We start from the raw sequence: 24,896 nt of genomic DNA on the forward strand, positions 1-24,896 counted from the left end.
GTATGAGGACTATCGCTTCCGTCACCACCATTGCCCTCGCGTCGTCCGTCCTGGTCGCGGGCGCGGCCTCGACGGCCGGCGCCCAAAAGAGCAACCGCGCCCCGCTGCGCACGTGCGCCGAGGGCTCGCTCGGCTACGACGCACACGCGCTGCCACCGATCGCGAGCAGCGTGGTACTGGTCACCGTCACCAACCTGGCCGGCTCGGCCTGCACGATCGACCGTTTCCCGACGGTGACCTTCGCCGGGCTGGACGGCACGGCGCGACCGGTGCCGCCGGTGTCGAGCGGCGCGCGGCGGATCGACGCCGCCGGGAAGTTGTACGCGGCGCTGCGCACCGACGACCGCAGCGGCGCGGCACGATACGTTCCGAGCCTGACCGTCGCGGCCCATCCGGCCCACACCGGCAAAACCTTCACCGCAGCCGGGATCGGCGCGCCGACACCGGGTATCGCGGTCTCCGATCCGATCACCACGCTGTGGCGGAACAGCGTCGACGAGGCGGTGGACGCGCTCCCGGGTTGAGCCGGCCATCGGGCCGCGGCCGGTCGCCGATTCGGGCGGATCGGCCGCGGCTTTTCGGCGCTGCGGATTCGGGGGCGGATACTTGGGGTCTACCTAAGGAATCTCATGATTCGCAGGACCCGCATGACCCTGGGCATTCTCGGCTCCTCACTGAAGGAGAACGAGCACCGGCTGCCGGTCCACCCGCTGCACTTCGAGCGGATCGACCCGGACGTGCGCGAACACCTGTTCCTGGAGGAGGGGTACGGCGAGCGCTTCGGCGTCGCCGACGCGGAACTCGCCCGATTCGTGGCCGGGATGTTGCCGCGTAAGCGCCTGCTCGCGGAGAGCGATGTGGTGCTGTTGCCGAAACCCACCCACGAGGATGTGGCCGCGTTGCGCGACGGCCAGGTGTTGTGGGGCTGGCCGCACTGTGTGCAGGATCCGACGATGACCCAGGTCGGTATCGATCGCAAGCTGACGATGATCGCCTGGGAGGAGATGAACCACTGGACCGCAGCGGGCGCGTTCAGCGTGCACGTCTTTCACAAGAACAACGAACTGGCGGGCTATTGCTCGGTGTTGCACGCGCTGACGCTCGGCGGTGCGACCGGCAGCTACGGTCGCCGGATGCGGGCGGTGGTGCTCAGTTTCGGGGCCACGGCGCGCGGCGCGGTGATAGCACTGGAGGCGATGGGCGTTTCGGACGTGACCGTGCTCACCGCGCGGGACGCGGTGGCGGTGGCGTCGCCGATGCCCTCGGTCGTGATGGGTCACTTCCGGTTCGCCGAGGACGATCCGACCCGGCTGGAGGCGCTCACCGAGGACGGGCCGGTGCCGCTGGGCGCGTATCTGGCCGGCTACGACATCGTGGTGAACTGCGTTCGTCAGGACACCGACGCGCCCTTGACGTTCGTGCTGGATCGGGACCTGCCGGAGTATCGGCCGGGGTCGTTCTTCATCGACGTCTCGTGCGACGACGGCATGGGCTTCGAGTGGGCCCACCCGACCACGTTCGAGGAACCGACGTTCACCGTCGGTGACAACTGCCGGTACTACGCGGTCGATCACAGTCCGTCCTACCTGTGGGACTCCGCGACGTGGGAGATCAGCGAGGCGCTGATCCCGTATCTGGGCACGGTCATGGCCGGCCCGACCGCCTGGGACGCGGATCCGACGATCGCCAAGGCGATCGAGATCCGCGACGGCATCGTGCGGAACCCGAAAATCCTCAGCTTCCAACATCGTTCCGCCGACTACCCGCATCCGGTGGTGGCCCGCGCGGGAGGATGAGCGGGGACGGTGCCGTGCCACAGGTGGGGGGACGATGCGGATCCGGGTGGTGGGGCGGGCGCACGCCGAGCCGAGGCGGGTCGTTTTCACGTCCGGGGTCGGCGGCGGGGTCGGCTGAGTTGTCGGTGGGCGACGTGATCCGCTTCGAGGCTCCGTGGCTCGAACTCTGGCCCTGCGTGGTGTGAACAGGCGCGCCGAAGGCCCTCGTCGGCGGGCGAGGGCCTTCGGCGCGGTCGGTTGGTTACTTGTCGCTCGGGAAGGTGCGGTGGGCGCCGCCGGGTTCGCTGCGGGTCCGGGGTTGGGCGGCGGGGTCCGCGGACCAGGTGGTGCCGGTTTCGTCGTCGGCGGTGGGCTCGTACTGGAGGCGGTCGGCGCGGGCCTCGGCCTGTGCGGCCCGCTCGCGCGCCATGGCCGCGTCCTGGCGGGCGGTCGCGGTGTTGCGTTCGAGGATGGCCCGGTCGACGGCGCGCCGGTCACGGTTGTGGCGGGCCCGGCCCATTCGGGCCCTGCTGCCGATCATGAGCAGGCCGATGCCGAAGATCAGGGCCAACGCGAGGCCCGAACAGAAGATCGCCAGCGAGTTGAGCGTGACCATGTCGGTATCGAAGATGCTCACCGTGTACTCGGGTCCGCCCGATGTGTTGTAGGCGATCAGCAGAGCCGCGAACGCTGCGGCACAGCCGGCAAGCAGCAGTCCCAGAAGGAACATGGCGTCATCCTTCTTGTCCGGAGGGCGACAATTCCCCCGTAGTCAGCGCTTACCCACTCACCACCCCCACACACGACCCACCCCCCGGCTCGGCGCTGGGTCGGGCGGCGCGGCACTGCGCAGGGTGCGGGCTGGGGGACTGCCGCCCGCGTTGCCCCGCCTGCCCGCTTGTGCCCGGCCGCTTGCCCTGCCCGACTGTGGTGAGCGTTTCATGGCGTTTTGTTCGTGGGTGCGTGGTGGTGTTGTCTCTGTGTGAACGCGTTGTGGCGTTGTGGTGTGGGCCGGCGCGGTGGGGGTGGGTGAGAGGGTGATGGGGCGGGGCTAGGGTCGGGGCGACTTGATCGTTGTTCGAAGGGACGTCCGGGCCATGCGTCTTGGGTTTGCCGGATTCGCGCACAGCCATCCGTTCACCGATGCGGGTGTGGCCCGTGACCTGGGGGTGACGCGGATCGATGGTTGGGCGGCGGGGGAGCCGGAGCGATTCGCGGCCTTTCGGGAGCGGCACGAGTGTGAATCGGCCGGATCGCTCACGGAGTTGCTCGACCGCCGGCCGGACGCCGTGGTGGTGACCGTGCGGCCGGCGCTGATCGCGGACACCGTCGCCCGGATCCTGCGGGCCGGCGTACCGTGCTTCGTGAACAAGCCGGCCGCCTCCTCGGTCGCCGCGCTCGCCGAGTTGCACCGGGCCGTGACCGGGTACGAGGAACGTTTCCTGACCACGTCCGTGTTGCGCTTCGCGCCGGCCGTGACGGAGTTGGCCGAACGCATCGCGGGCCGCCGGGTGTTGAGTGCCCGGGCGCTGGTCCGGCATGACATCGCCGGCTTTCTGACACCGGAGCGCGCCTGGCAGGACGACCCGGCCGAGGGCGGCGGCACGCTGGTCTCGCTCGGCCTGCACGGCGCCGAACTCCTGGACGCGGTGGCCGGCCCCGGCGCGCGGGTGCTGGCCGCCACCGGTTCGGTCCTGGTCCACCCGACCACCCGCTCGGAGGACGTCGGCGCGATCATGCTCGGCTGGCCGGACGGGCGCGTGGGCACGATCGAGGTCGCCGGGGTGGGCGGCGACGAGGTCTACGAGGTGGCCGTACAGACCGAGGACGGCGTCGAGACCGCCCGTCTCGGCGGCTCCGACTGGCAGGAGGCCCTCGGCTACCGAGCCACCATGCGCGCCGTACTCGCCATGGCCGCCGGCGCCCCCTCCCCCCTCCCATGGCCCCGCACGCACGCGGTCCTCACCGCAGCCACCACCGCAGCCACCCTCGCCCGCCCCTGACCCCAACCCCCCCCGACGCCCGCGCCGGACTCCCACACGCCCGTCGTCAGCCCTGGCCCACGCCCCACGCAGGCGCTCGCTGCTGACGCCCGACGCCTGCGCCCGAGCTTCTTGCCTGGCCCGATCCCCGCGCCCATGGCCCACGTCTGTGCCTGGCCCACCTGCTTGACGCCCACGCCCGGCCCACGCCCGGCCCGCCCTGCGCCCGGTCCGCGCCTGGTTCGTGCTCGACCGCCGTGCGTTTCACGACCGCGCCCCGCGCAGGCCCATCCGGTGTGCCGACGCCTGTGGTCGGGGTCAGGGGTGGGGGTGGGTGGCTTTTCGGAGGAGGGGGAGGGAAGCCAGAAGGAGGATGGGGAGCAGCAGGAAGGCGGCGCGGGTGGGCATCAGGTCGGTGGCGAGGCCGAGGAGGAAGGGGGCGCCGCCGGCGGCGAGGGTGGTGGCCACGGCCAGGCGGGAGACGGCGAGGTCGGCTCGGCCGTCGGCGGCGCGGATCGCGGCGGCGGTGGCCAGCGGGAACTGAACGGACATGCCCAGGCCGGAGACGAACAGGCCGAGGTAGGCGAGCCAGGGGACTGTGGCCGACCAGAACAGTGCGAAGCCGACCAGGTTCACCGCGACCGCGCCGCCGTACAGCCGCTGCAACGGGAGGCGCAGCGCGAGCCGCCCGCCCGCCAGCCGGCCCAGGCACAGGCCGGCCACCACGGCGGTCATCGCGGTGGCGGCGGCACCCTCGGACATCCCGGTGCGATCACGCAGCAGTGTCGAGGCCCACAACGACAGCGAGAACTCGACCCCCACCGAGCACACCGTCAACAACCAGGCCCACCAATACGCGGCGGGCAGCGACCCACCAGCCGACGGCGACGGCGACGGCGACGGGGGCGCGGCGACCAGGTCCGGCACCCGCGTCCGCCCGAAGCCCACCGCCAGGGCGCCGAAGAGCACCGGGACCAGCAACATCGCCCAGCGCCAGCCCGGCCCGGACGAGTCCATCACGCCGATCAGCAGCGGCGCGGCCATCCCGACGCCGGCCGCGAGCCCGTTGGCCTCGCTCAGGGCGCTCGGACCGGCGATCGGGCCGTGGTGGTCCGCCAGTGCCGTGCCAGCCACGTTGACCACCAGGAACGCGCCGAACCCACACAGCAGCGCCGCGCTCAGCGACACCGCCGGCGTCCCGGCCGCGCAGTACGCCAACACGCCCGCGCTCAACAACACACAGCCCGCCCACAACGTGCGCCCGCGCCCGAACCGCCGCATCGGCCGATCGCCGAGCAGCGCGATCAACACGCCGGCCGCCGCGTACGCCGTACTGTGCAGCGCCGCCACCGCGTTGCTCACGCCCAGGTCGTCGCCGAGCAGCGTGACCGACGGCCCGAAGCAGTACAGGAAGTAGCCGAACGCCGCCATGTGCAGATACAGCAGCCAGGTCGCGCGATCACGGGTCAACCCCGATATCGAACCCTCGATCACGCGAAATCGCCCACCGTCGTCCTCGTCCGCATCCTGTGGGCCCCGTCGCGGATGGTCCCGCCCCGCCGGGATCGTATGCGACCCGCGGGCCCCCGGGCACCTCGGGGACGCGGCGGCCGGGTCGGGAAGGCCACGGCGACCATCGGCGCCTGCCCACCCGCCCGACACCCCCCCGGATCAGGCCGGACGCGTCCACCCCGTGCGCAGCAGCCGCTCCGCCACGCCCGTCGGATCCGCCGGCGCCCGTCCGTCCGCGCGCAGCCGATCCAGGCCCAGCAACGCGGCGCCCACGACCGGCGGATCCACCGCCACCCGCAACACCGCGCGCGGCGCGGAGCGCAGGATCAGCCGGGAGACCGCAGCCATCAACATCGGGGGCTGCGCCGCCAGGACCCCGCCGCCCAGCACGACGTCCGCCTCCTCCGCCAGCAGGTCGAGCCGACCCAGCGCGGTCACCGCCATCACCGCGATCTCCCCGGCCTGGCGCTCGACCACCTCGCCCGCCACCGCGTCCCCACCGTCGGCGATCCGGAACAACAGCGGGACCAGCTCGTGCAGCCGCTCGCTCGCCAACTCGCCCAGATGCACCGCCTCGGCCACCGCGGTCGCCGACTCCAGGCCGAAATGCCCGGCCGTCGCCTCGGCCAACGCGGTCGCCGGTCCCCGACCGTCCTCGGCCCGGACCGACGACCACATCACCTCCTCCATCAGGCCCAGCCCGCCGCCCCAGTCGCCGGTCATCCGCCCCAGCGCCGGGAATCGCGCGGTCCGCCCGTCCGGCAGCAGGCCCACGCAGTTGATCCCGGCCCCGCACACCACCGCGACCCCGCGCGGCGCGCCCGTGCCCGAGCGCAACACCGCGAACGTGTCGTTGCCGACGGTGACCGTCCGGGCCCAGCCCCGGTCCTCGAACTCCTTGCGGAGCTGCAACTCCTCCACCGGCAGGTCGATGTTGGCCAGATACGCCGCGACGTGCTCCACCGGTCCGGCCCCCGCGGCCGACCGCAACACCTCCTCGACCAGTGAGGCGATCCGCTCGACCGCCGCGTCCTGGCCGAGTTGGTACGGCGCGTAGCCCGCGCCCCGACCGCGCCCCCAGACCCGACCGTCCGCGTCGACCACCGCGACGTCGGTCTTGGAGTTGCCCGCGTCGATCGCGAGCACGGCCGGGGCCGATCCGGAGGACTCGGCCCCGCCCTCCGTCACCGGGCCCACGGCAGGTGCTCCTTGCCCGCCGCGAGCAGCCGATCGGTGAGTGCCTCGGCGATGTCGTACTGTCCGACCAGCGGATGCGCGAGCAACGCGGTGACCACCCGATCGCGCCCACCGCGCAACGCGGCGTCCAGCGCGAGTTCCTCGTACGCCGCCACGTGCGCGATCAACCCGGAGTGCAGCGGCCCCAGCGGCGCCACCGGCAGCGGCGTCGCGCCGTTCGCGTCGATCCGCGACGGCACCTCGATCACCGCGTCGTCCGGCAGGAAGGGCAACGTGCCGTTGTTGCGCACGTCGGCGATCTGGACCCGGTCGCTCTCCTCGGTGCTCGTGCCCAGCAGCGCGGCCACCAGGGCCACCGCCGCCTCCGAGTAGTAGGCCCCGCCCCGGCGTTCCAGCAGCTCCGGCTTGGTGTCCAGGGTCGGATCCGCGTACAGCTCCAGCAGTTCGCGCTCGATCGCGGCCACCTGTTGGGCGCGGGAGGCGCTGTGCCGCTGGGCGGAAACCACCGCGTCGTGCGCGTAGAAGTAGCGCAGGTAGTAGGACGGCACGGTGCCCTGCGCGCGCAGCAGTTCGACCGGCAGTTCGAGGTCCTCGGCGATCGCCGGACCGTGCTCGGCCAGCAGCGTCGACATCAGGTCCGGACCCGGCTCGCCGTGCTCGTCCAGCAGGTACAAACCGCGTTCCCAGGTCAGGTGGTTGAGCCCGACGTGGTCCAGCCGCAGCCGCTCCGGCGCGACGTCGAGCATCGCGGCGAACCGGCGCTGGAAGCCGATCGCGACGTTGCACAGGCCCACCGCGCGGTGGCCGGCGTCCAGCAGCGCGCGGGTGACGATGCCCACCGGGTTGGTGAAGTCCACGATCCACGCGTTCGGCGCGGCCCGGCGCACCCGTTCGGCCGCGTCCAGCACCACCGGCACCGTGCGCAGCGCCTTGGCCAGGCCACCCGCGCCGGTGGTCTCCTGCCCCACGCAGCCGCAGTCCAGTGGCCATTCCTCGTCCTGCGCGCGGGCCTCCTGACCGCCCACCCGGAGCTGGAAGAGCACCGCGTCGCAGTCCTCGACCCCCGCGTCCAGGTCGTCGGTCAGCACCACCCGGGCCGGGTGGCCGTACCGGGCCAGGATGCGCCGCACCACCGCGCCCACCGGCTCCAGCCGTTCGATCACCGGGTCCACGAGCACCAGCTCGTCGACCGGCAAGGATTTGCGCAACCGGCCCAGGCCGTCCGCCAGTTCGGGCGTGTACGTGGACCCACCGCCCACCACAGCGAGCTTCAACCCTTTACTCCCGTCAAAGTCACGCCCTCGATGAACGCCTTCTGGGCGAAGAAGAACACGAGGATCACCGGCGCCATCACAAGGAGCGTGGCGGCCATCATGAGATTCCAATTGACCTGGTGTGCGCCCTTGAACGACTCCAGGCCGTAGGACAGGGTCCATGCGCCCGGATTCTCGGACGCGTACACCTGTGGACCGAAGTAGTCGTTCCAGCAGTAGAAGAACTGGAACAGCGCCACCGCCGCGATCGCCGGCCGGATCATCGGCAGCACGATCGAGATCAGGATGCGCAGCTCGCCGCACCCGTCCACCCGGGCCGCGTCCAGGTATTCGGACGGGATGGTGAGCAGGAACTGACGAAGCAGGAAGATGGTGAACGCGTCGCCGAAGGCCATCGGGATGATCAACGGCCAGAGCGTCCCGCTCAGATGCATCTGCTTGGCCCAGAAGATGTACATCGGGATGATGATCACCTGCGGCGGCAACATCATCGAGGAGATCACCATCATCAGCGCCACGCCCCGGAAGCGGAACCGGAACTTGGCCAGCGCGTAGGCCACCGGCAGGCTGGAGACGACGGTGAACAGGGTGCCGAGGCCGGCGTACAGCAGCGTGTTGCGCCACCAGGTGCCGAAGCCCGGAGTCTCCATCACCTTGGTGTAGTTGCCCCACTCCCACGAGGTGGGCCACAGGTCGCTGGTCAGCGCCTGCTTGTTGCTCATCACCGAGGTCAGGAACAGGAACACGAACGGCAGGATGAAGAACAGTACGGCGGTGACGGCGAGCGTGTGCACGCCGATCCAGGTCAGTACGCGCTTGCGCCGGTGTGGGCGCGGCGGCGTCCGGGCGGGCGCGAGCGGCGGCGCGATGCCGACGGCCTCGGCCGTGACGGTCTGGGCCATGGATCCGATCCCTTCTGGGCACGGTGGATCGTCGAACTGGGCTTACCGGCAAGGGAGTTCCAACGCCGGTGGCGAGTGCGGGCGGGATTCGGCCCGACTCTCAGTCGTCGTCGAGCAGACCCGAGCGGCGACGCAGCAGCAGGAAGGTGAACGCCATCGCGATCACGAACAGGAGCAGCGAGATCACACACGCCGCACCCGTGTTGAAGGTGGAGAACCCTTCCTCGTAGACCAGTTGCGGCAGCGTCAGCGTGGTGCCCTGCGGATAGCCCGGTTCGAACGACTGGCCGGAGTTGCCGATGATGCCGCTCGCGACCTTTCCGGCCACCATCGCCTGGGTGTAGTACTGCATGGTCTGGATCACGCCGGTGACCACGGCGAACAGCACCACCGGGGTGATCGCCGGCCAGGTCACGTACCGAAAGCGCTGCCACGGCCCGACGCCGTCCAACTCGGCCGCCTCGTACTGCTCGCGCGGCACGTCCAGCAGCGACGCGGTGAAGATCACCAGCAGATCGCCGATGCCCCACAGCGCGAGCAGGGTGAGCGCGGGCTTGGACCAGTCCGGGTCGTTGAACCAACCGGGCTGCGGGATACCGACGTTGCCGAGCAGGTGGTTGACCGGACCGGTACCCGGGTTGAGCAGGAACGCGAAGCCGATCGTGGCGGCCACCGGCGGGGCCAGGTAGGGCAGGTAGGACAGCGTGCGGAAGAGCCCGCCGCCGCGCTTGAGCCGGATCGCCAACATGCCCAGCCCCAGGCCGAAGATCACCCGCAAGGTGACCATCACCACGACCAGCCACAGCGTGTTGCGCAACGCCTGCCACAGCGGCGGGTAGTCGTTGAGCACGTAGTTCCAGTTGCGCAGGCCCACCCAGACCGGCGCGTTGATCAGGTCGTAGCGGGTGAACGAGTAGTACACGGTCGCGCAGAGCGGATACGCGAAGAAGACCGTGAAGCCGATCAGCCACGGGGAAAGAAAGGCGAGCGTGCGCAGGTTCCGCCGGCGGCGCTGCCTGCGCAGCGCCGCCGGGACCTCCGCCGCCGCGGGGGCGGTCGTGGTCATCGGATCACTTGACCTGGGCCACGTCGGTGTCGATCTGCTTGTCCAGATCGGCCAGGCTCTTGGTCAGGTCGCCGCCCTGGCCGGCTTCCCACTTGTAGGCGTACTCGGAGAGGGTGACCTGGTACTTGCCGCCGTTGGGGCTGGCGGGCGTGGTGTTGCTGGCGGGGTGCTTGAAGGCGTCGATGAACGGCTTGAAGTGCTCGTCGTTCGCCAGCGGCGACGCGGCCAGCGCGGCGTTGGTGCTGGGCACGTTGTGGATCGCCTGCGAGAACGCCACCAGCGCCTCGGTGTCGGTGGTGACGAACTTGACGAACTCCCAAGCGGCGGCCTGGTGGTGGCTCGACTTGGCGATGCCGACGGTGGTGCCGGTGAGGTAGCTGCGGCCGTACTTGTCCTGCTGGTCGTCCGGGACCGGGAACGGCGCGGTGCCGTAGTTCAGGTTCGGCGCGTCCTGGGCGAGCATCGCGGTGCGCCACTCGCCGTCCATGGTCATCGCGAGCTTGCCGCTCATGAACGGGTTCTCGGCGGAGAACTCCTCACCGAACGTGGTGCGGAACTTCTCCAGCTTGTCGAACCCGCCCTGGCTCTCCACGAATTGCTTCTGCCAGTTGAAGAACTGCGGGACGACCGGGTCCTTGGACAGGTTCGACTTGCCGTCGGGCGTCTGGTAGGTCGGGCCGAACTGGGCCAGCGTGTGCGCGGCGGAGAACTCGTAGGCGTGGAAGGTCGGCACGAAGCCGGCGACCTTGAACGTCCCGTCGCCGTTCAACTGGTTGAGCTTCTTGGCGGTCTCGGCCAGCTCGGTGAACGTCTTCGGCGGCTGGGTGATGCCCGCCGCGGCGAACATGTCCTTGTTGTAGTACAGCCCGTACGAGTCGGCGAGCAGCGGCAGGGCGCAACGCTTGCCCTGGAACTGGGTGTAGTCCAAAACCGGCTTGGGGAAGGTCGTGGCGGGGTCGATGTTGGACTTGGCCAGCCACGGCGCCAGATCGGTCCACGAGCCCGAGGTACAGAACTGACCGACGTTGTCGGTGGTGAACGAGGAGACCACGTCCGGGCCCTTGCCGGAGCGGATGCCCTGGGTGATCTTGTCGTCGGTGACGTTGGAGACCACCTTGACCTTGATGTTGGGGTGCTTCGCGGTGAACTTGGCGACCAGGTCGTCGACCGCCTTGGTCTCGCTCTCGGCGCTCCAGCCGTGCCAGAAGGTGATGGTGACCTTCTTGTCGGGCGCCTCCTCGGCACCGGTTCCCGAGCCGCCGTCGTCGCCGGCGCACGCGGAGGCCATCAGGGCGAGCGTGGCGGCGCACGCGAGGGTCGTGATGGAACGACGGAGCCGTGGGAGTCTGTGCACTGGGTCCTCCTCCGGAGATGGCGACGGCGCGGCCGGGACGAGCGGCGCCGGGGGCCTTGCGGTGGTACGGGTCGAGCGACAGAGCGCGCGAACGGGCCGAGGCCCGCCGCGACGGGGTGCGGTGCGGGTCGGACGAGTGAGGATGTGCCGCCGGTCGGGCGGGAGTGCGTCAGGTCGTGGTGAAGACGACGTCGCGGGCGACGTCGAGCGCCGCGTGCACGGCGCCGGTGGAGACGGGATTGGCGGGCACGTCGCCGAGCACGACGCGCGGACGCGGGATCGCGAGGCGGTGCAACTCGTCGACCACGCGCGAGCGCAACGCCTCGCCACCGGCCATCGGGATGGCCCCCGACAACACGACGAGCCCCGGATCGAGCACCGAGACGATCACCGCGAGGCCGACCGCCAGCCGGTTGGCCAACTCGTCGAGGAAGGCTCCGCCGCGCGATTCGGTCGCGCGCACGGCGCGGGCGACGGCCTGCGGCGCGGTACGACTGCCCACCCCGTAGGCGCGGGCCAGGGACAACACGGCGGGCGCGCCCGCGAGTTGCTGGAAGCCACCGGTGTTGCGGCGGCTGACGTCGTGCGGCAGCGGGGCGCCGGGCATCGGCATGTAGCCGACCTCGCCCGCGCCACCGGTGGAGCCTCGGTGCAGTCGGCCGCCGAGCACGATCGCGCAGCCGATGCCCTCGTCCACCCACAACAGGACGAAGTCGCCCCCGTCGCGGGCCGATCCGTCCCGCTGCTCGGCGAGCGCGGCCAGGTTGACGTCGTTCTCCACGTCCACGGTCAGGCCGAGTTCCTCGCGGACGAGGTCCAGCACACCGGGGGAGTGCCAACCCGCGAGATGGCGACCGTAGCGGAACTGTTCGGTGGTCGGGTCGAATGCGCCCGGGATGCCGATCACCACGTGCGCGAGGTCGGCGAGGTCGAGCCCGGCGGGCTTGGCCGCGGCGCGCACCGCGTCCCGGATCCGGCCCGGCGTGTCGGCCGCTTCCCGTCGTGGGGTGGGCAGTTCGTGTTCGCCCACCACCCGTCCGGTGAGATCGGCGATGGCCACCCGGATCCGGGCGGGCGTCACGTCCAGACCCGCGACGTGTCCCGCCGCCGGGTTGATCTCGTAGAGCTGGGCGCCGGGTCCTCGGCCGCCCTCGGTGGTGCCCACCCCGACGACCAGGCCGGCCGCCTCCAGGCGGGAGAGCAACTGCGAGGCGGTCGGCTTCGACAAACCCGTCATCGAGCCGATCTGGCCCCGGGACAGCCGCCCGTGCCGCAAGAGGAGTTCGAGCGCGGCCCGGTCGTTGATGGCCCGCAAGAGGCTCGGCCGCCCGGCCTGCTCCCGCCCGGACGCTCCCGCGCCGCGCTCGGTGCTACCGGCCATCAGCGGTTCTCCCTCTCGCCACTGTTAGGAAACCTTCCTAAGAGTTGTAGAGGAAATTAGGCCCGCCCTCTCGGCACTGTCAAGGGTGTCCGCCAAGGTCGTTTCCCTTGCGGGGCAAGCGAATCGGCGCGAATCTCAACCGGCGCGCTGATGCGCGCCCCGCGCGACGGCTCGGCACCCGGCGCAGAGCCCGGCCGCGATGACCGCGCCGGCGGTGTTCAGGAGCACGTCGTCCACCGACGAGACCCGGCCGATCGCGAGCAACCACTGGGCCGTTTCGATCGCGGCGGACGCACCCGCGGCCAGGCCGGCGATCCGCCACGCGCCCGTTCGACCGGCGAAGTGCGGCGCGTGGAACGGCAGCAGGAAGCCCAGGGCCGCGAACACCGCGAGATTGCCGCCGACCTGGACCACCGCGGTCGCCGGGTCGCCGCGCAGCACCGCCGCGAGGTCGCGCAGCGGCAGCAGGCTGAGCGTGTGGCCGGAGCCGACCGGGGTCAGCACCATCCACACCCACGGCAGGGTGCCCAGCACCATCGCGGCGACCACCGCGACGCGGGGCCGACGTACCGCGAGCAGGACGACGAGCACGAGCACGAACGGCGCGGCGACCGCGCACGCGACCAGGACCGCGCCCCACCGCGACCATCCTCCACCCATTCGGCGGACTGTACCGGCGGACGGCGGGGCGCGCAGGCGTATGGGTGGGCGCCATCCGGGCGCATCCGCATGGTTAGGCCGGTGATCTCGGGCAACTCTCAGGGTCCGGCATCTTCTTTGCAGCAGCGCACCGCACTGTACCCACTGCGCCGGCTCCCGGGACCGGTGCACGGACCGCAGGAGGCGGCATTGGCCGACAGCACACCGGCGACCGGGCAGTCGAGCGGGGACACCTACTCGGAGCACCTGGGCCACGTCGTCTTCATCACCGCGGCCGCCGCGATGGGCGGCTTCCTCTTCGGCTACGACAGTTCGGTGATCAACGGCGCGGTCGAGGGCATCCGCGGCAAATTCGAGCCCGGTTCCAGCCTGCTCGCCCAGGTGGTCGCCGCCGCGCTGGTGGGTTGTGCGGTCGGCGCGGCGATCGCCGGACGGATCGCCGACCGGATCGGCCGGATCCGGGTGATGCAGATCGCCGCCGTGCTGTTCGCGGTCAGCGCGGTCGGCTCGGCGCTGCCGTTCGCGCTGTGGGACCTGGCCATGTGGCGGGTGCTCGGCGGGGTGGCGATCGGGATGGCCTCGGTGATCGGCCCGGCCTACATCGCCGAGGTCGCCCCGCCGGCCTATCGCGGTCGGCTCGGCTCGTTCCAGCAGGCCGCGATCGTCACCGGCATCGCGGTCTCGCAGCTCGTCAACTGGGGCATTCTCAACCTCGCCGACGGCGACCAGCGCGGCACGTTGATCTTCGGCCTGGAGGCGTGGCAGGTGATGCTCGGCGTGATGGTGCTGCCGGCCGTGCTGTACGGCCTGTTCACCTTCACCATCCCCGAGTCGCCGCGCTTCCTGATCTCCGTCGGCCGGATCGATCAGGCCAAGCAGGTGCTCGCCGAGGTGGAGAGCGACCGGGTCGACCTGGACGCGCGCGTCGCCGAGATCAAGGAGGCGATGCGCCGCGAGCACAAGTCCACGTTCAAGGACCTGCTGGGCGGCGGCGGATTCCTGTTCCTGCCGATCGTGTGGGTCGGCATCGGGCTCTCGGTGTTCCAGCAACTGGTCGGCATCAACGTGATCTTCTACTACTCGGCTTCGTTGTGGCAGTCGGTGGGCATCGACCCGAACAGCTCGTTCCTGTACTCGTTCACCACGTCGATCATCAACATCATCGGCACGATCATCGCGATCTTGTTGGTCGACCGAGTGGGCCGAAAACCGCTCGCGCTGGTCGGCTCGACCGGCATGGCGCTCTCCCTCGGCCTGGTCGCGTGGGCCTTCTCCGCCCGGACCGGCCAGGGCAAGAGCATCAAGCTCCCGGACACCGAGGGCACCGTGGCGCTGATCGCGGCCCATTCGTTCGTGCTGTTCTTCGCGCTGTCGTGGGGCGTGGTGGTGTGGGTCTTCCTCGGGGAGATGTTCCCGAACCGGATCCGCGCGGCGGCCCTGGGTGTGGCCGCGTCCGCGCAGTGGATCGCCAACTGGGTGATCACCGTGACGTTCCCGACGCTGTCGGACTGGAACCTGTCGGCGACGTACGTGATGTACGCGTGCTTCGCGGTGTTGTCCATCCCGTTCGTGCTCAAGTTCGTCAAGGAGACGAAGGGCAAGACGCTGGAGGAGATGGGCTGAAGGGCGGGGCGTGCTGCCGAGGGCGGCCGAATGTGGCGCCCGGCCGTGCGGGAGGCGGCGCCTGCGACCGGGCCGAACGTGGAGCCGGCGGCCGAGACTTGAGGAGAGTCTCGGCCGCCGGGGCCCGGATCCGGGTTCGAGTCCGGATCCGGGTTCGGACCCGGGTTCGAGTCCGGGCCCGGTTCGTGAGGGCCCGGGTGGAGCGCGGGCCCGGGTTGGTCTCCGGGTACATGTGCGAGTTCGTGGCCGGCCCCGGGTGCGCGGGGTCGGGTCGGGGTTCGTGGCCGGCCCGGGAGGGCGTGGCCCGGGCTCAGTCCAGGTCGCGCTCGCGCAGTGCGAACAGGCCCGCGGCCGGCAGCGCGAGGGCCAGGGCGAGCAGCCACGGATACGGCGTGGCCGTGACGTCGGCGCCGGGCAACTTCGGCAGGTGGCCGAACGGCGACACGTCCAGCACCGCCTGCGGCAGCTTGAGCGCCGGCCCCACCCAGCCGAGCGCGATCACCAGCCCGACCAGACCCCACACCGCCGCGGCGAGCCTCGGCAGCGCGCCGACGACCAGTACGGCAAGCCCGACCAGCACCCACACGGCGGGGAGTTGGGCCAGCGCGGCGAGCAGGATGCGCGGCAGCTCGCCGGACACGTCCCCGACGGTGAGCCCGTACGCCAGGCCCATCGCGAGACCGCCGGCGGCCAGGATCAGCACCGGGCCGGCGTACGCGATCAGCAGGTGCCCGCCCGCCCAGCGCAATCGGCCGACGGTGTTCGCCAACAGCGGTTCGGCCCGGCCGTTCGTCTCCTCGTCGCGCAGCCGCAACACGGCACCGGCGCCGAACACCGCGCAGATCAGGCCGAGCATGCCCACCATCGTGGACAGGAACGCGTCGGTCAGCGCCACATGGCCGCCCATCCGGCGGATCAGGTCGCGGGTCCCGGTGTTGTCGCCGACGATGTCCTGCGCGCCGTCGGCGATTCCGCCGAACACCGCGCCGGCCAGGGCGAAGCCGACCGCCCAGGCGCACAGCGTGCCGCGTTGCAGCCGCCAGGCCAGGCCGTACGCGCCGGCCAGCGACGCGGGTGCGTGTGCCGGCCCCGGGCGTGGTCGCACGAAGCCGGCGCCCAGGTCGCGCCGGTCAGCGAGGGTGTAGGCGAGTGCGACGCAGCCGGCGATCAGGCCGACCGGCAGGACCAGCACCCACCAGCGGTCGCCCGCGAACGGCCGCACGTTCTCGGCCCAGCCCAACGGCGAGGCCCACACCAGCGGATGGCTGCCCGCCGAGGCCGCCGCCCGGGCCGCGTCGCCCGAGGCGCGCAGCACGAACGCGGCGCCCAGGACGGCGCCGGCGATGCCCTTGGCCAGGCGGGCGTTCTCGGTGAGCTGCGCGGTCACCGCGGCGACGGCGGCGAACACCAGGCCGGACAGCGCGACGGCGAGGCCGAACGCGAGGGAGCCGGCCGCCGGTTGGCCCGCGCCGAGCAGGATCGCCGTGCACAGCACCAGGAGCAGCGCATTGGCCAGCGTGGCAGTGGTCAGCGCCGCGGTGAGCGGGGCCCGGCGGCCCACCATCGCCGCCGACAGGGCCTCCTGGCGGCCGGTCTCCTCCTCCTCGCGGGAGTGCCGGATCACGATGATCAGGCTCATCAGGCCGGCCAACAGCGCCGCGTAGCCGCCGATCCGCCACGCGGTGAGGGCGCCGTACGAGTCGCCGAACACGGCGCCGTACAGGGCCCGGAGCGAGCCGTTGGCGTTCATGTCCCCGGCCAGGTCGGCGCGTTCGGCGGTGGTGCCGTACAGGCCCTCCAGGGAGCGTTCGACGCTGGAGACGGTGCCGGCCAGGGCCAGCACCCAGACCGGGAGCAGCACCCGGTCGCGGCGCAGCGCGAGGCGGATCAGGGTGCCGATGCCGGCGAGGTGGCGGGGGCCGCCCGGGGCGGCGCCGCGAGGCAGCGGGAGGGCGGTGGTGGTCATCGCGCGGCCACCGCCGCGGTGTCGGTGTTGTTGCCGGTGCCGCCGTCCGTGTCCCGGGTGCGGTAGTGCCGCAGGAAGAGTTCCTCCAGCGTGGGTGGGCTGCCGGCCAGGCCGCGTACGCCGATCTCGGCGAGTTTGCGCAGCACCGGGTCCAGATGGTCGTTGTCCACCTGGAGCACGACGTGGCCGTTGCTCGCCGTCACGTCGTGCACGCCCGGGAGGTCGGCCAGGCCGTCGCCGGGACCGCGCAGTTCGGCGCGGACCGTGGTCCGACTCAGGTGCCGCAGTTCGGCCAGCGAACCCGACTCGACGGTGCGGCCGTTGCGGATGATGCTGACCCGATCGCACAGCGCCTCGACCTCGGCCAGGATGTGGCTGGACAGCAGTACGGTGCGACCGCGCTCGCGCTCCTCGCGCACGCAGTCCCGGAACACGTCCTCCATCAGCGGGTCCAGACCCGACGTGGGCTCGTCCAGGATCAGCAGGTCCACGTCGGAGGCGAACGCGGCGACCAGGGCCACCTTCTGCCGGTTGCCCTTGGAGTAGGCACGGCCCTTCTTGGTCGGGTCGAGTTCGAACCGGGCCAGCAGGTCGGCGCGCCGGGCCGGATCCAGGCCGCCGCGCAGCTTGCCGTACAGGTCGATCACCTCGCCGCCGCTGAGGTTGCGCCACAGGGTGACGTCGCCGGGGACGTAGGCGACTCGGCGATGCAGGGCCACGGCGTCGCGCCACGGGTTGCCGCCCAGGAGGCTGACGTCGCCGCGATCGGCGCGGATCAGGCCGAGCAGGACGCGGATGGTGGTGGACTTCCCGGCCCCGTTGGGTCCGAGGAAGCCGTGTACCTCACCGGCCGTGACGTGCAGGTCGAGGCCGTCGAGGGCATGGGTGCGCCCGAAGGACTTGTGCAGACCGGTGACGCTGATCGCCGTGTTCATGTTTCAGAACATACGCTTCTTTCAGGAACTTGTGAAGTTCGGAAAAGTCAAGAATCATGGCTGGACGATGCTCGGAAGAGCCCGAGCGGAAGGGGACCCGAATGCGAGACGACGGGCCGGCGCGCAACGAGGCCGAGGTCGCTCGGTACATCGAACGCTTCGCGAGCGAATTGGCCGATGCCGGCATGCAGCGGATGGCCGCGCGGGTGTTCGCCGCGCTGCTGGCGGCCGACTCGGCGAGCATGACGTCCGCCGAACTCGCCCAGTCGTTGCAGATCAGCCCGGCCGCGGTGTCGTCGGCGATCGCCTACCTGTCCCAGGTGCGGATGGTCCACCGCGAACGCGAGCCCGGCTCGCGTCGGGACCGCTACCGGCTGCACGACGAACTCTGGTACGAGACCTACGGCGAGCGGGACAAGCTCCTGTCCCGCTTCGAGGTCATCCTCCGCGAGGGCGCGACCGCCCTGGGCCCGGACACCCCCGCCGGCCTCCGAGCCCAGGAATCCGCCGAATTCTTCGCCTTCCTCCAGTCGGAAATCGTCGAGATCATGGAACGCTGGCGAAACCGCCAGGGGTAGGCCGAAGGCCGGTTCGCCTCGGCCGGTCCGGCGCTTGAGGACAGGGTCGGCCGACCCCCGGCCCGGCCGGCGTTCGAGGCCGAGACGAGCCACGGGCGCGGCCCGCCGAGAGGCCGCTACCGCGTGCCGGGCGAAATCGGCACGTTCGGACACTGCGCGCCCAGCCGCTCCAGCGTCGCGAGTTCGGTGGCATCGACCGTCAAGTCGTACTTGGTCTTCACCGTCACCCAGTCCGTCAGGTACGTACACCGAGCCCCCTCGTACGGCGGCAGCCAAGTGCCCGGGTCCTGGTCGGACTTCGAGCGGTTGTACTTGGCCGTCACCGCGACCAGCGCCCGAGGCTGGTCCAGATCGTTCGCGTACTGCTCACGCTGCTTGGGCGTCCACGCGGACGCGCCGGAGTCCCACGCCTCGGCCAGCGGCACCATGTGGTCGATGTCCAGCCCGGACGCGTTGTCGACGTAGGCATCCTCGTAGTACGAGTACCAACGCCCGCCCGTTAGCGCGCACTTGGCGCCGATCTCGGGCGGCATGACGGCCTCCTCGATGAGTACCTCCGCGCGCGTCGAACACCCGTCCTTGTCGGCGTCGATCCAGTGCCGGAACGCGTCCCGGTCGTAGCCGGCGCGATCCTCGTCGGCCACCCGCAGCGCCGCGATCGCATCCCGGAGCGGAGTTTGCACGCCGACCTCGGTGACCCCCGTCGCCCCCGTCGTCCGCGCCGCCGCGCTCGTCGCCGGGGCGAACAGCAGCGCACCCACGCTTGTCGCCGCCACCACCAGCGCGGCCGTGCGTCGTCCGGCCGTGATTCCCGTGTACGTCATCGCTTTGCCCCAGAGTCGCCGTGTCAGGTCCGCTCTTGTTGTAGCGATTTGCCTGCTCAAGATTGGCAACGCGGCGGTTGTTCCACTCGAAAGAGTGGCCCTGATATGGCCATTCGCCGGTAGGTCCGCTCCGGACGACCGGCGCGCGGCTTCGATAGTCTCGCCGCCGTCGAGGGCGGCCGGCCGCCGGCCGCCGGTGCGAACGAAGGGATCACCATGGGCGACGTCGCCGGGTTCGCGGACATCTCGCCGACCACCCTCGCCGATCTGCTCGGCCGCGCCCAGGTGATGGACATCGGCATCCATCCGCTGTGGCCCTCGATGCCGCGCGTCGCCGGCCCGGCGTTCACCGTGCGGTGTGCGCCGGGGGACAACCTGATGTTGCACGCGGCCATCCACCGCGCCGAGCCCGGTTCGGTCGTCGTGGTCGAATCGGGCGACGTGGACCACGCGTTGGCCGGTGGCAACGTGTGTGCCGTCGCGCAACGTCGCGGGATCGCCGCGTTCGTGGCGGACGGGCTGATCCGGGATCTCGGCGAGGTGCGCGCGATGGGCTTTCCGGTGTTCGCGCGGGGCGTCATCCCGATTCCGGGGACGAAGCAGGCCGTCGAGCCGTTCGGCGGGCGCGTACGGTGCGGCGGGGTGTGGGTCGAGGCCGGCGACGTGGTGGTGGCCGACGAGGAGGGCGTGGTGGTCGTACCCGGCGCGCGTCGCGAGCAGGTACTCCGGGACGCCCGGACGAGGTCGGCGCAGGAGGCCGACGAATCGCTCGACACGTGGGAGGCGGCGCACCGGGCCCGGATCGAGGCGCTTTTGGCCGAGCGCGGCTTCGAGGGCTGAACGGCCCACCCTCGTGCACGACTTCCGACACAAGCGCGCCATCGACCACCGGAAGCGTGGCGTGTCGCGGGCCGTGTCGCGTTGGTGTCGTGGATGTGGCGGCCGTGTTTTCGGGGGCGGGCGGTGGGAGAGGGATTCCGGTAGCGCGGTGGTGTCGTCCGGTGTGGGGCCGGGTGGGGGGCGCTGTTCGGGGGTGGGGCGGGGTCGTGCGTCGGGCGTTCGCGAGGTCGGGTTCGGTGGTCGGTCGAGGGCGTGCAAGGACGGGCGCGCCGCGACGGCGATCCGGCGGCGGGTGCCTGTTGCATCGTGGGGTCGACGCCGTTCGGGTTCCCGTCCACCCGGAACATTTTCGGTACGCCCGCCGCCCCGTGTCCTCGGTCGCCGCGGTTGGGGTGTCGCTCGATTCGGCGATCCGCCGCGGCCGCCGGCGGCCGCTCCTGTCACACCCGGCCCGCGGGGTCGTCGCGCGTGTTCGCCCGCATCGCGGGAACGCCGAAACAGGGAGGCTCGACCGTGTTACTGAACTACGAGATCGTCACGGATCCCATTCCTTTGTTGGCCCGGGCGGGGACACCGGCGGTGGGAACGGTGTACGTGATCGTCTCCAACGCCAGTTCGAACTGGGTGTCCTGGTCGTTCATCGACATCGAAGTGCCTGTCGGCAACGGCGCGGGTGACCTGACGCCGGACCGTACGAAGATCGTGCCGGGCATCGAGCACGATCCGTTCGACTTCGGAGAGACGCCGACGTTCAAGTGGGACCAGGGGCAAGGCGCCTTCCGGGCGCAATTCCCCGGAGGAGTCGACATGGTCGACTTCAGGTCCCTGGTTCTGACGCTGAAGAACTTCCCCGTCTCCGAGGCGGAGGGCCTGGCCCGGCTGAAGATCACCGAGGTCGCCTCGGGTGGCGAGGGCAACCAGCCGAAGGACAGGCGCGGCCTCGTCCTGGGAGTGCTGAAGAAGGCCCCGCAGATCCCGATCAACTTCCGCCCCGAGAGGACCCTCGTCGACGACGGCAACAAGGTCGTCCTGCGGTGGGACGGACCCGGCAGCCTCGCCTACACGATCCAGGGTCCGGACGGCCCCCCGGAAACCGTCACCCGCGCGCCGGGCACGATCGACTGGCAGTGGTCCCCGAAACCGGGCACGGGACCGAAACGCGACGCCACCTACACCCTGACGGCCAAACCCGCCGACCCACAGCAACCGGCATACGTCCTCACCACGACGGTCCACCTGCTCAGCCCCGAATTCGAACGCGTCACCGCCAACCTCGGGGTGCACACCCCGTTGGTCCGAGGCACGAAGAACGAAGGCCAGATCACCTTCACCAAGGAAGGCGCACGGATCGACAACGAGTCCAACAAACCCGGCACCATCTCGGCCGCCAAGGCGACGGTGACGCATCTGGTTGCCGATCAGGCGGATGTGAGTACGCAACTCACTGCGGTGAAGGGGAATGTGACGCACCTGGTCTCGGATCAGGTGGACGTGAGTACGCAACTCACCGCGGTGAAGGGGAATGTGACGCACCTGGTCTCGGATCAGGTGGACGTGAGTACGCAACTCACTGCGGTGAAGGGGAATGTGACGCACCTGGTCTCGGATCAGGTGGACGTGAGTACGCAACTCACCGCGGCCAAGGCGAACGTGACGCACGTGGTCTCCGGTCGGATCGACGTGACCGGTCAGCTCTCGGCAGGCAAGGTCGATCTGAGCGAGTTGACAGCCGCCCGGGCCAACGTTCGTGAGCAACTCGTCGCCGGTGAGGCCGTCGTGAACGAGTTGATCGCCGGGCAGGCGCGGGTGAACGGGAAACTCACCACCCATGGACCGGTGTCGGTCTACGACCAGGCGGGGAACCCGCTGCTGGAGACCACCCAGGATCAACCGTTCGGCCTGGTGTCGCACGGTCGACTGGATGTCAGAGGCGAGCTGAACGCCAAGAGCAAACTCCACGTCGACGGTCCCGACCTGCAGATCAACGGCATCGCCTACCTCACCAGCGACCTGAACGTCCACGGTGACGTGCTCTTTCGGAAGAACCTGACCGTCGCGGGAAAGACCGCCCTAACGGGAGGCATGACCGTCGAGGACCTCACGGTCTCGGGAAAACTGAACGCCCGTGGCAACACGCTCGTCAATCAGAACCTGGCCGTGTCGGGCAACGTGAACGTGCGCGGCGAAGCGGTCGTCCAACAGGACCTGGCCGTCTCCGGAAACACGACGCTCAGGGGAGATGTGGGGATCCGGGGACACCTGACAAAGGGTTCCTGACCGGACCCGGGGAGCGGACGGCTCATGAAGACGGACAACCAGGCGCGGACGATCGACCGGCGGCCATCGATCACGGGTGATGCCTCGGCTCGTCCGTAGCGACGGCGACGCGATCGACGACCGGAGTCACCGCGCTGCGAACGGCCGAGGCGAGTGCGCGGCACCTCGATACGCGAGCACGCCGGGATCGACCCGCACTCCGGGGTCCGGCCGACGGAGGCGCGCAGGCGCGGATCGGCTCAACGGGCGCAATCAGGCCGCCCCTCGGTGTGACCGGGGGCGGCCGCACCCGCTTCGAGGTGCGGGCGGGCGCGGTTCCCTCGGAACCGACGACGGGGCGCTGTTTCCGGAGCGGAGCGGGCCCTGCGCAAAGGTCGACCGGGCCGCCGGACGGACGTAGCGTGGAGAGTGCGGGGGTTTGTACGTCGTTTTCGAGGCGTCGACGGCCGACCGTTCGACACTCGGCCGTGATCGATGCCTCCGGACTTGAGGAGGAGATCATGGCTGGTCTCGTCCGTAAGAATTTCGCGTCGCCCGAGGAGACACGCCCGTTCGAAGCGGGCATGGGCAAGGTCGACCTGGTCGCGCTGGATGCCATTCCCGTGGGTCGGGGTACGTTCGAGCCGGGCTGGCGTTGGTCGAAGCACGTGAAGCCGATCGCCGGGACCGACAGTTGTCAGGCGTCGCACGTCGGCTTGACGTTGTCGGGACGGATGCACATCGTCATGGACGACGGTGAGGAACTGGAATTCGGCGCCGGAGACCTGATGGTCTGCCCGCCCGGACACGACGCGTGGGTCGTCGGCGACGAACCGTGCGTGGTGCTCGACTGGGCCGGCTTCGGCGACTACGCCAAGCGATAGCCCGTCCGGGACGCGCGATTCTCGTGGTGATGCACCGAATCTGCCCGAAGTGACGTCATGTGTCGAGGTCGGTGATGGCAAGTCCGGGGATTCGAGGCGTCGTTGCCGAGTACTCCTCCTCGGCGTCGCCGTTTTTTGCGGTGCTCAGAATCGCGCTTGCGATCACCTCGAAGAGGTGGTCGGCCCGTGGTGCGAGGGAGGGTTGATCGCCGAGCCACGCGAGTGCCGCCACCAGCGCGAACAGGTCGGTGCCGTCGAGGTCGCTTCGCGCCGTGCCGGCGGCCTGGGCCCGGGTGAGGAGCAGCGCGCCGGCGGCGCGCAGGGTGACGCACGAAGCGTGGAGAGCGGATTCGCTGTCCTGGATGGCGGCTGCCATCAGTACGGTCACGCCCCGATACTCGGTGGTCCACGCGACGCAGTCGCGTAGCCACGAGACGAGGGCGTCTTCGGGAGAGTTCGACGTTTCGAGTTCGCCTGCCTGAGCCGTCAGTTCGTCGAAGCTCGTGCGGAGCAGGGCCTCGAGCAGCGCCTCGCGCGTCGGGAAGTGCCGCAGCAGGGTGGCGAGTCCGACATCGGCCCGGCGGGCGATGTCGCGCAGTGACACGTCGACGCCTTGCTCGGCGATGGCGGTGCCCGCCACTGCGAGCAGGTGGTCGCGGTTCTTCCTGGCGTCGGCTCGCATCCGTCCCTCTTGACTATCCGGATCAGTGGTCCATATATTCGGATCAGTGGTCCACTTATCTGGATCGCTGATCCGAATAAGTCTATCCCGCAGTGCGGGCAAGGGGAGAACGATGTCGACGCACACGATGCGGGCGATCCGGCTGCATGAGCACGGCGGTCCCGAGGTTCTGCGTTACGACGAGGTGCCGATGCCCGAGCCGGGGCCGGGCGAGGTGCTCGTGCGCGTGCACGCGGTCGGCGTCAATCCTCCGGACTGGTACCTGCGCGACGGGCTGAGCGACATCCCTCCGGAGACCAGGCCGGAGTTCGACCTGCCGGTGACGCCGGGGACGGATGTGTCGGGCGTCGTCGCGGCCGTAGCCACGGACGTGGAGGGCTTCTCCATCGGTGACGAGGTTTTCGGTCTCCTTCGCTTCCCCAGCTTCGACGGCAGGGCGTATGCCGAGTACGTGGCCGCGCCGGCGTCGGACCTGGCACGCAAGCCGGCCGGCATCGATCACGTGCACGCCGCGGGGGCGCCCATGTCTCTGCTGACGGCGTGGCAGTTCCTGATCGAGCTCGGACACGATCACCCGTCGCCCTTCCAGGCGGCGCGGCATCGGCCGGTGGCACTCGGCGCCGGCACGACGGTGCTCGTCAACGGCGCGGCGGGCGGCGTGGGTCACTTCGCAGTGCAACTGGCGAAGTGGCGGGGCGCACGGGTGATCGCGGTGGCATCGGGCGGGCATGAAGCATTCCTGCGCGAGCTGGGCGCCGACGAGTTCATCGACTACACCGGGAACCGTGCGGAGGACCTCGTGCACGACGTCGACCTGGTCGTGGATGCCGTCGGTGGCCGTGAGAGCAGCCGCTTCCTGCGTACGCTCAAGCGCGGCGGCGCCCTGTTCCCCGTGTTCTTCGGCGAATACGACGACGAAGAGATCGCGAAGCTGGGCGTCACGGTCTCGGGCACCCAGGTCCGCTCGAACGGCGCGCAGCTTGCCGAATCGGCGCGCCTGCTCGACACGGGCGCGGTCCGCGTCGCGATCGACAGCACGTTCGCTCTCGCGGACGCCCGAGCCGCGCACGAACGCGCCGCCCGAGGTCACATCCGGGGCAAGATCGTGCTCACCGTCGCCTGACAGGCAGCCGCCCATTGCCGGCGCGGACATCAACGCACGCGGTTCCGGCCGGTCTCCCGCACCGAGTGCGGGAGACCGGGGT

Annotated in this window: 22 protein-coding genes; 9 read left to right on the plus strand and 13 right to left on the minus strand. The window is 70.6% G+C overall.

The features are described 5' to 3' along the window. Positions 1-2: 2 nt before the first annotated feature. Positions 3-524, plus strand: coding sequence for a DUF4232 domain-containing protein (locus ACH4U8_RS25960; protein WP_395780513.1), 522 nt, complete (start codon positions 3-5; stop codon positions 522-524). A gap of 105 nt (positions 525-629) precedes the next feature. Continuing rightward, a complete protein-coding gene (locus tag ACH4U8_RS25965) occupies positions 630-1,796 on the plus strand; it encodes a N(5)-(carboxyethyl)ornithine synthase (RefSeq protein ID WP_395780515.1) in 1,167 nt (388 codons plus the stop codon). A 241-nt stretch (positions 1,797-2,037) separates the two neighbouring features. On the opposite strand, the gene ACH4U8_RS25970 is transcribed toward ACH4U8_RS25965, so the two are convergent. Further along, positions 2,038-2,505, minus strand: coding sequence for a hypothetical protein (locus tag ACH4U8_RS25970; RefSeq protein WP_360323107.1), 468 nt, complete (start codon positions 2,503-2,505; stop codon positions 2,038-2,040). 367 nt (positions 2,506-2,872) lie between these two features. Between ACH4U8_RS25970 and ACH4U8_RS25975 the strand changes: the two genes are divergently transcribed. Then, positions 2,873-3,778 (plus strand): Gfo/Idh/MocA family protein, encoded by a 906-nt coding sequence (locus tag ACH4U8_RS25975; protein WP_395780517.1) that lies wholly within the window; start codon positions 2,873-2,875, stop codon positions 3,776-3,778. A gap of 297 nt (positions 3,779-4,075) precedes the next feature. Here ACH4U8_RS25975 and ACH4U8_RS25980 read toward each other — a convergent pair whose 3' ends face one another. From ACH4U8_RS25980 to ACH4U8_RS26015, 8 genes are all read right to left on the minus strand, one after another. After that, entirely contained in the window at positions 4,076-5,227 is a 1,152-nt protein-coding gene (locus ACH4U8_RS25980) for an MFS transporter (protein WP_360323111.1), read from the minus strand. 201 nt (positions 5,228-5,428) lie between these two features. Continuing rightward, positions 5,429-6,466 (minus strand): BadF/BadG/BcrA/BcrD ATPase family protein, encoded by a 1,038-nt coding sequence (locus tag ACH4U8_RS25985; protein WP_360323113.1) that lies wholly within the window; start codon positions 6,464-6,466, stop codon positions 5,429-5,431. Beyond that, entirely contained in the window at positions 6,454-7,740 is a 1,287-nt protein-coding gene (locus ACH4U8_RS25990; protein ID WP_395780519.1) for a 6-phospho-beta-glucosidase, read from the minus strand. The genes ACH4U8_RS25985 and ACH4U8_RS25990 overlap by 13 nt, the downstream gene beginning before the upstream one ends. After that, positions 7,737-8,642 (minus strand): carbohydrate ABC transporter permease, encoded by a 906-nt coding sequence (locus ACH4U8_RS25995; protein ID WP_360323117.1) that lies wholly within the window; start codon positions 8,640-8,642, stop codon positions 7,737-7,739. Before ACH4U8_RS25995 ends, ACH4U8_RS25990 begins: the two co-directional genes overlap by 4 nt. Before the next feature lie 100 nt (positions 8,643-8,742). Further along, on the minus strand, positions 8,743-9,708 hold the full coding sequence (locus tag ACH4U8_RS26000) for a sugar ABC transporter permease (RefSeq protein ID WP_360323119.1): 966 nt from the start codon (positions 9,706-9,708) through the stop codon (positions 8,743-8,745). A gap of 4 nt (positions 9,709-9,712) precedes the next feature. Then, entirely contained in the window at positions 9,713-10,996 is a 1,284-nt protein-coding gene (locus ACH4U8_RS26005; protein WP_360323155.1) for an ABC transporter substrate-binding protein, read from the minus strand. Between the two features lie 235 nt (positions 10,997-11,231). After that, the gene (locus ACH4U8_RS26010; RefSeq protein WP_360323121.1) at positions 11,232-12,443 is read right to left on the minus strand and encodes an ROK family transcriptional regulator; all 1,212 of its coding nucleotides are present in this window, start codon (positions 12,441-12,443) and stop codon (positions 11,232-11,234) included. 135 nt (positions 12,444-12,578) lie between these two features. Beyond that, entirely contained in the window at positions 12,579-13,103 is a 525-nt protein-coding gene (locus ACH4U8_RS26015) for a VanZ family protein (RefSeq protein ID WP_395780521.1), read from the minus strand. Positions 13,104-13,292: 189 nt separating this feature from the next. Here ACH4U8_RS26015 and ACH4U8_RS26020 point away from each other — a divergent pair, with 189 nt between their 5' ends. Further along, entirely contained in the window at positions 13,293-14,726 is a 1,434-nt protein-coding gene (locus ACH4U8_RS26020) for a sugar porter family MFS transporter (RefSeq protein ID WP_395780523.1), read from the plus strand. A gap of 310 nt (positions 14,727-15,036) precedes the next feature. Here the strand turns inward: ACH4U8_RS26020 and ACH4U8_RS26025 are convergent, their stop codons facing one another. Continuing rightward, on the minus strand, positions 15,037-16,692 hold the full coding sequence (locus tag ACH4U8_RS26025) for an ABC transporter permease (protein ID WP_395780525.1): 1,656 nt from the start codon (positions 16,690-16,692) through the stop codon (positions 15,037-15,039). Then, entirely contained in the window at positions 16,689-17,627 is a 939-nt protein-coding gene (locus ACH4U8_RS26030) for an ABC transporter ATP-binding protein (protein ID WP_360323129.1), read from the minus strand. The genes ACH4U8_RS26025 and ACH4U8_RS26030 overlap by 4 nt, the downstream gene beginning before the upstream one ends. Positions 17,628-17,683: 56 nt before the next feature. On the opposite strand from ACH4U8_RS26030, the gene ACH4U8_RS26035 reads away from it, so the two are divergent. Beyond that, positions 17,684-18,205 carry a GbsR/MarR family transcriptional regulator gene (locus tag ACH4U8_RS26035; RefSeq protein ID WP_395780527.1) on the plus strand — a complete coding sequence of 174 codons (522 nt, stop codon included), beginning with the start codon at positions 17,684-17,686 and terminating at the stop codon, positions 18,203-18,205. Positions 18,206-18,321: 116 nt separating this feature from the next. Here ACH4U8_RS26035 and ACH4U8_RS26040 read toward each other — a convergent pair whose 3' ends face one another. Then, on the minus strand, positions 18,322-19,029 hold the full coding sequence (locus tag ACH4U8_RS26040) for a DUF1524 domain-containing protein (RefSeq protein WP_395780529.1): 708 nt from the start codon (positions 19,027-19,029) through the stop codon (positions 18,322-18,324). A gap of 216 nt (positions 19,030-19,245) precedes the next feature. On the opposite strand from ACH4U8_RS26040, the gene ACH4U8_RS26045 reads away from it, so the two are divergent. The 3 genes from ACH4U8_RS26045 to ACH4U8_RS26055 all read left to right on the plus strand — a co-directional run bounded on the left by ACH4U8_RS26045 (position 19,246) and on the right by ACH4U8_RS26055 (position 23,009). Next, entirely contained in the window at positions 19,246-19,869 is a 624-nt protein-coding gene (locus tag ACH4U8_RS26045; protein WP_395780531.1) for an RraA family protein, read from the plus strand. Between the two features lie 468 nt (positions 19,870-20,337). Next, the gene (locus tag ACH4U8_RS26050; RefSeq protein WP_395780533.1) at positions 20,338-22,146 is read left to right on the plus strand and encodes a hypothetical protein; all 1,809 of its coding nucleotides are present in this window, start codon (positions 20,338-20,340) and stop codon (positions 22,144-22,146) included. Positions 22,147-22,646: 500 nt separating this feature from the next. Then, entirely contained in the window at positions 22,647-23,009 is a 363-nt protein-coding gene (locus ACH4U8_RS26055; protein WP_360323156.1) for a cupin domain-containing protein, read from the plus strand. Positions 23,010-23,064: 55 nt separating this feature from the next. Here ACH4U8_RS26055 and ACH4U8_RS26060 read toward each other — a convergent pair whose 3' ends face one another. Beyond that, a complete protein-coding gene (locus ACH4U8_RS26060; RefSeq protein WP_395780535.1) occupies positions 23,065-23,691 on the minus strand; it encodes a TetR/AcrR family transcriptional regulator in 627 nt (208 codons plus the stop codon). Positions 23,692-23,803: 112 nt separating this feature from the next. Between ACH4U8_RS26060 and ACH4U8_RS26065 the strand changes: the two genes are divergently transcribed. After that, positions 23,804-24,814, plus strand: a complete 1,011-nt coding sequence (locus ACH4U8_RS26065) for an NADP-dependent oxidoreductase (protein WP_395780565.1) — start codon at positions 23,804-23,806, stop codon at positions 24,812-24,814. Positions 24,815-24,896 lie beyond the last annotated feature (82 nt).

This window comes from Embleya sp. NPDC020886 (assembly GCF_044333915.1).
GTDB lineage: Bacteria > Actinomycetota > Actinomycetes > Streptomycetales > Streptomycetaceae > Embleya.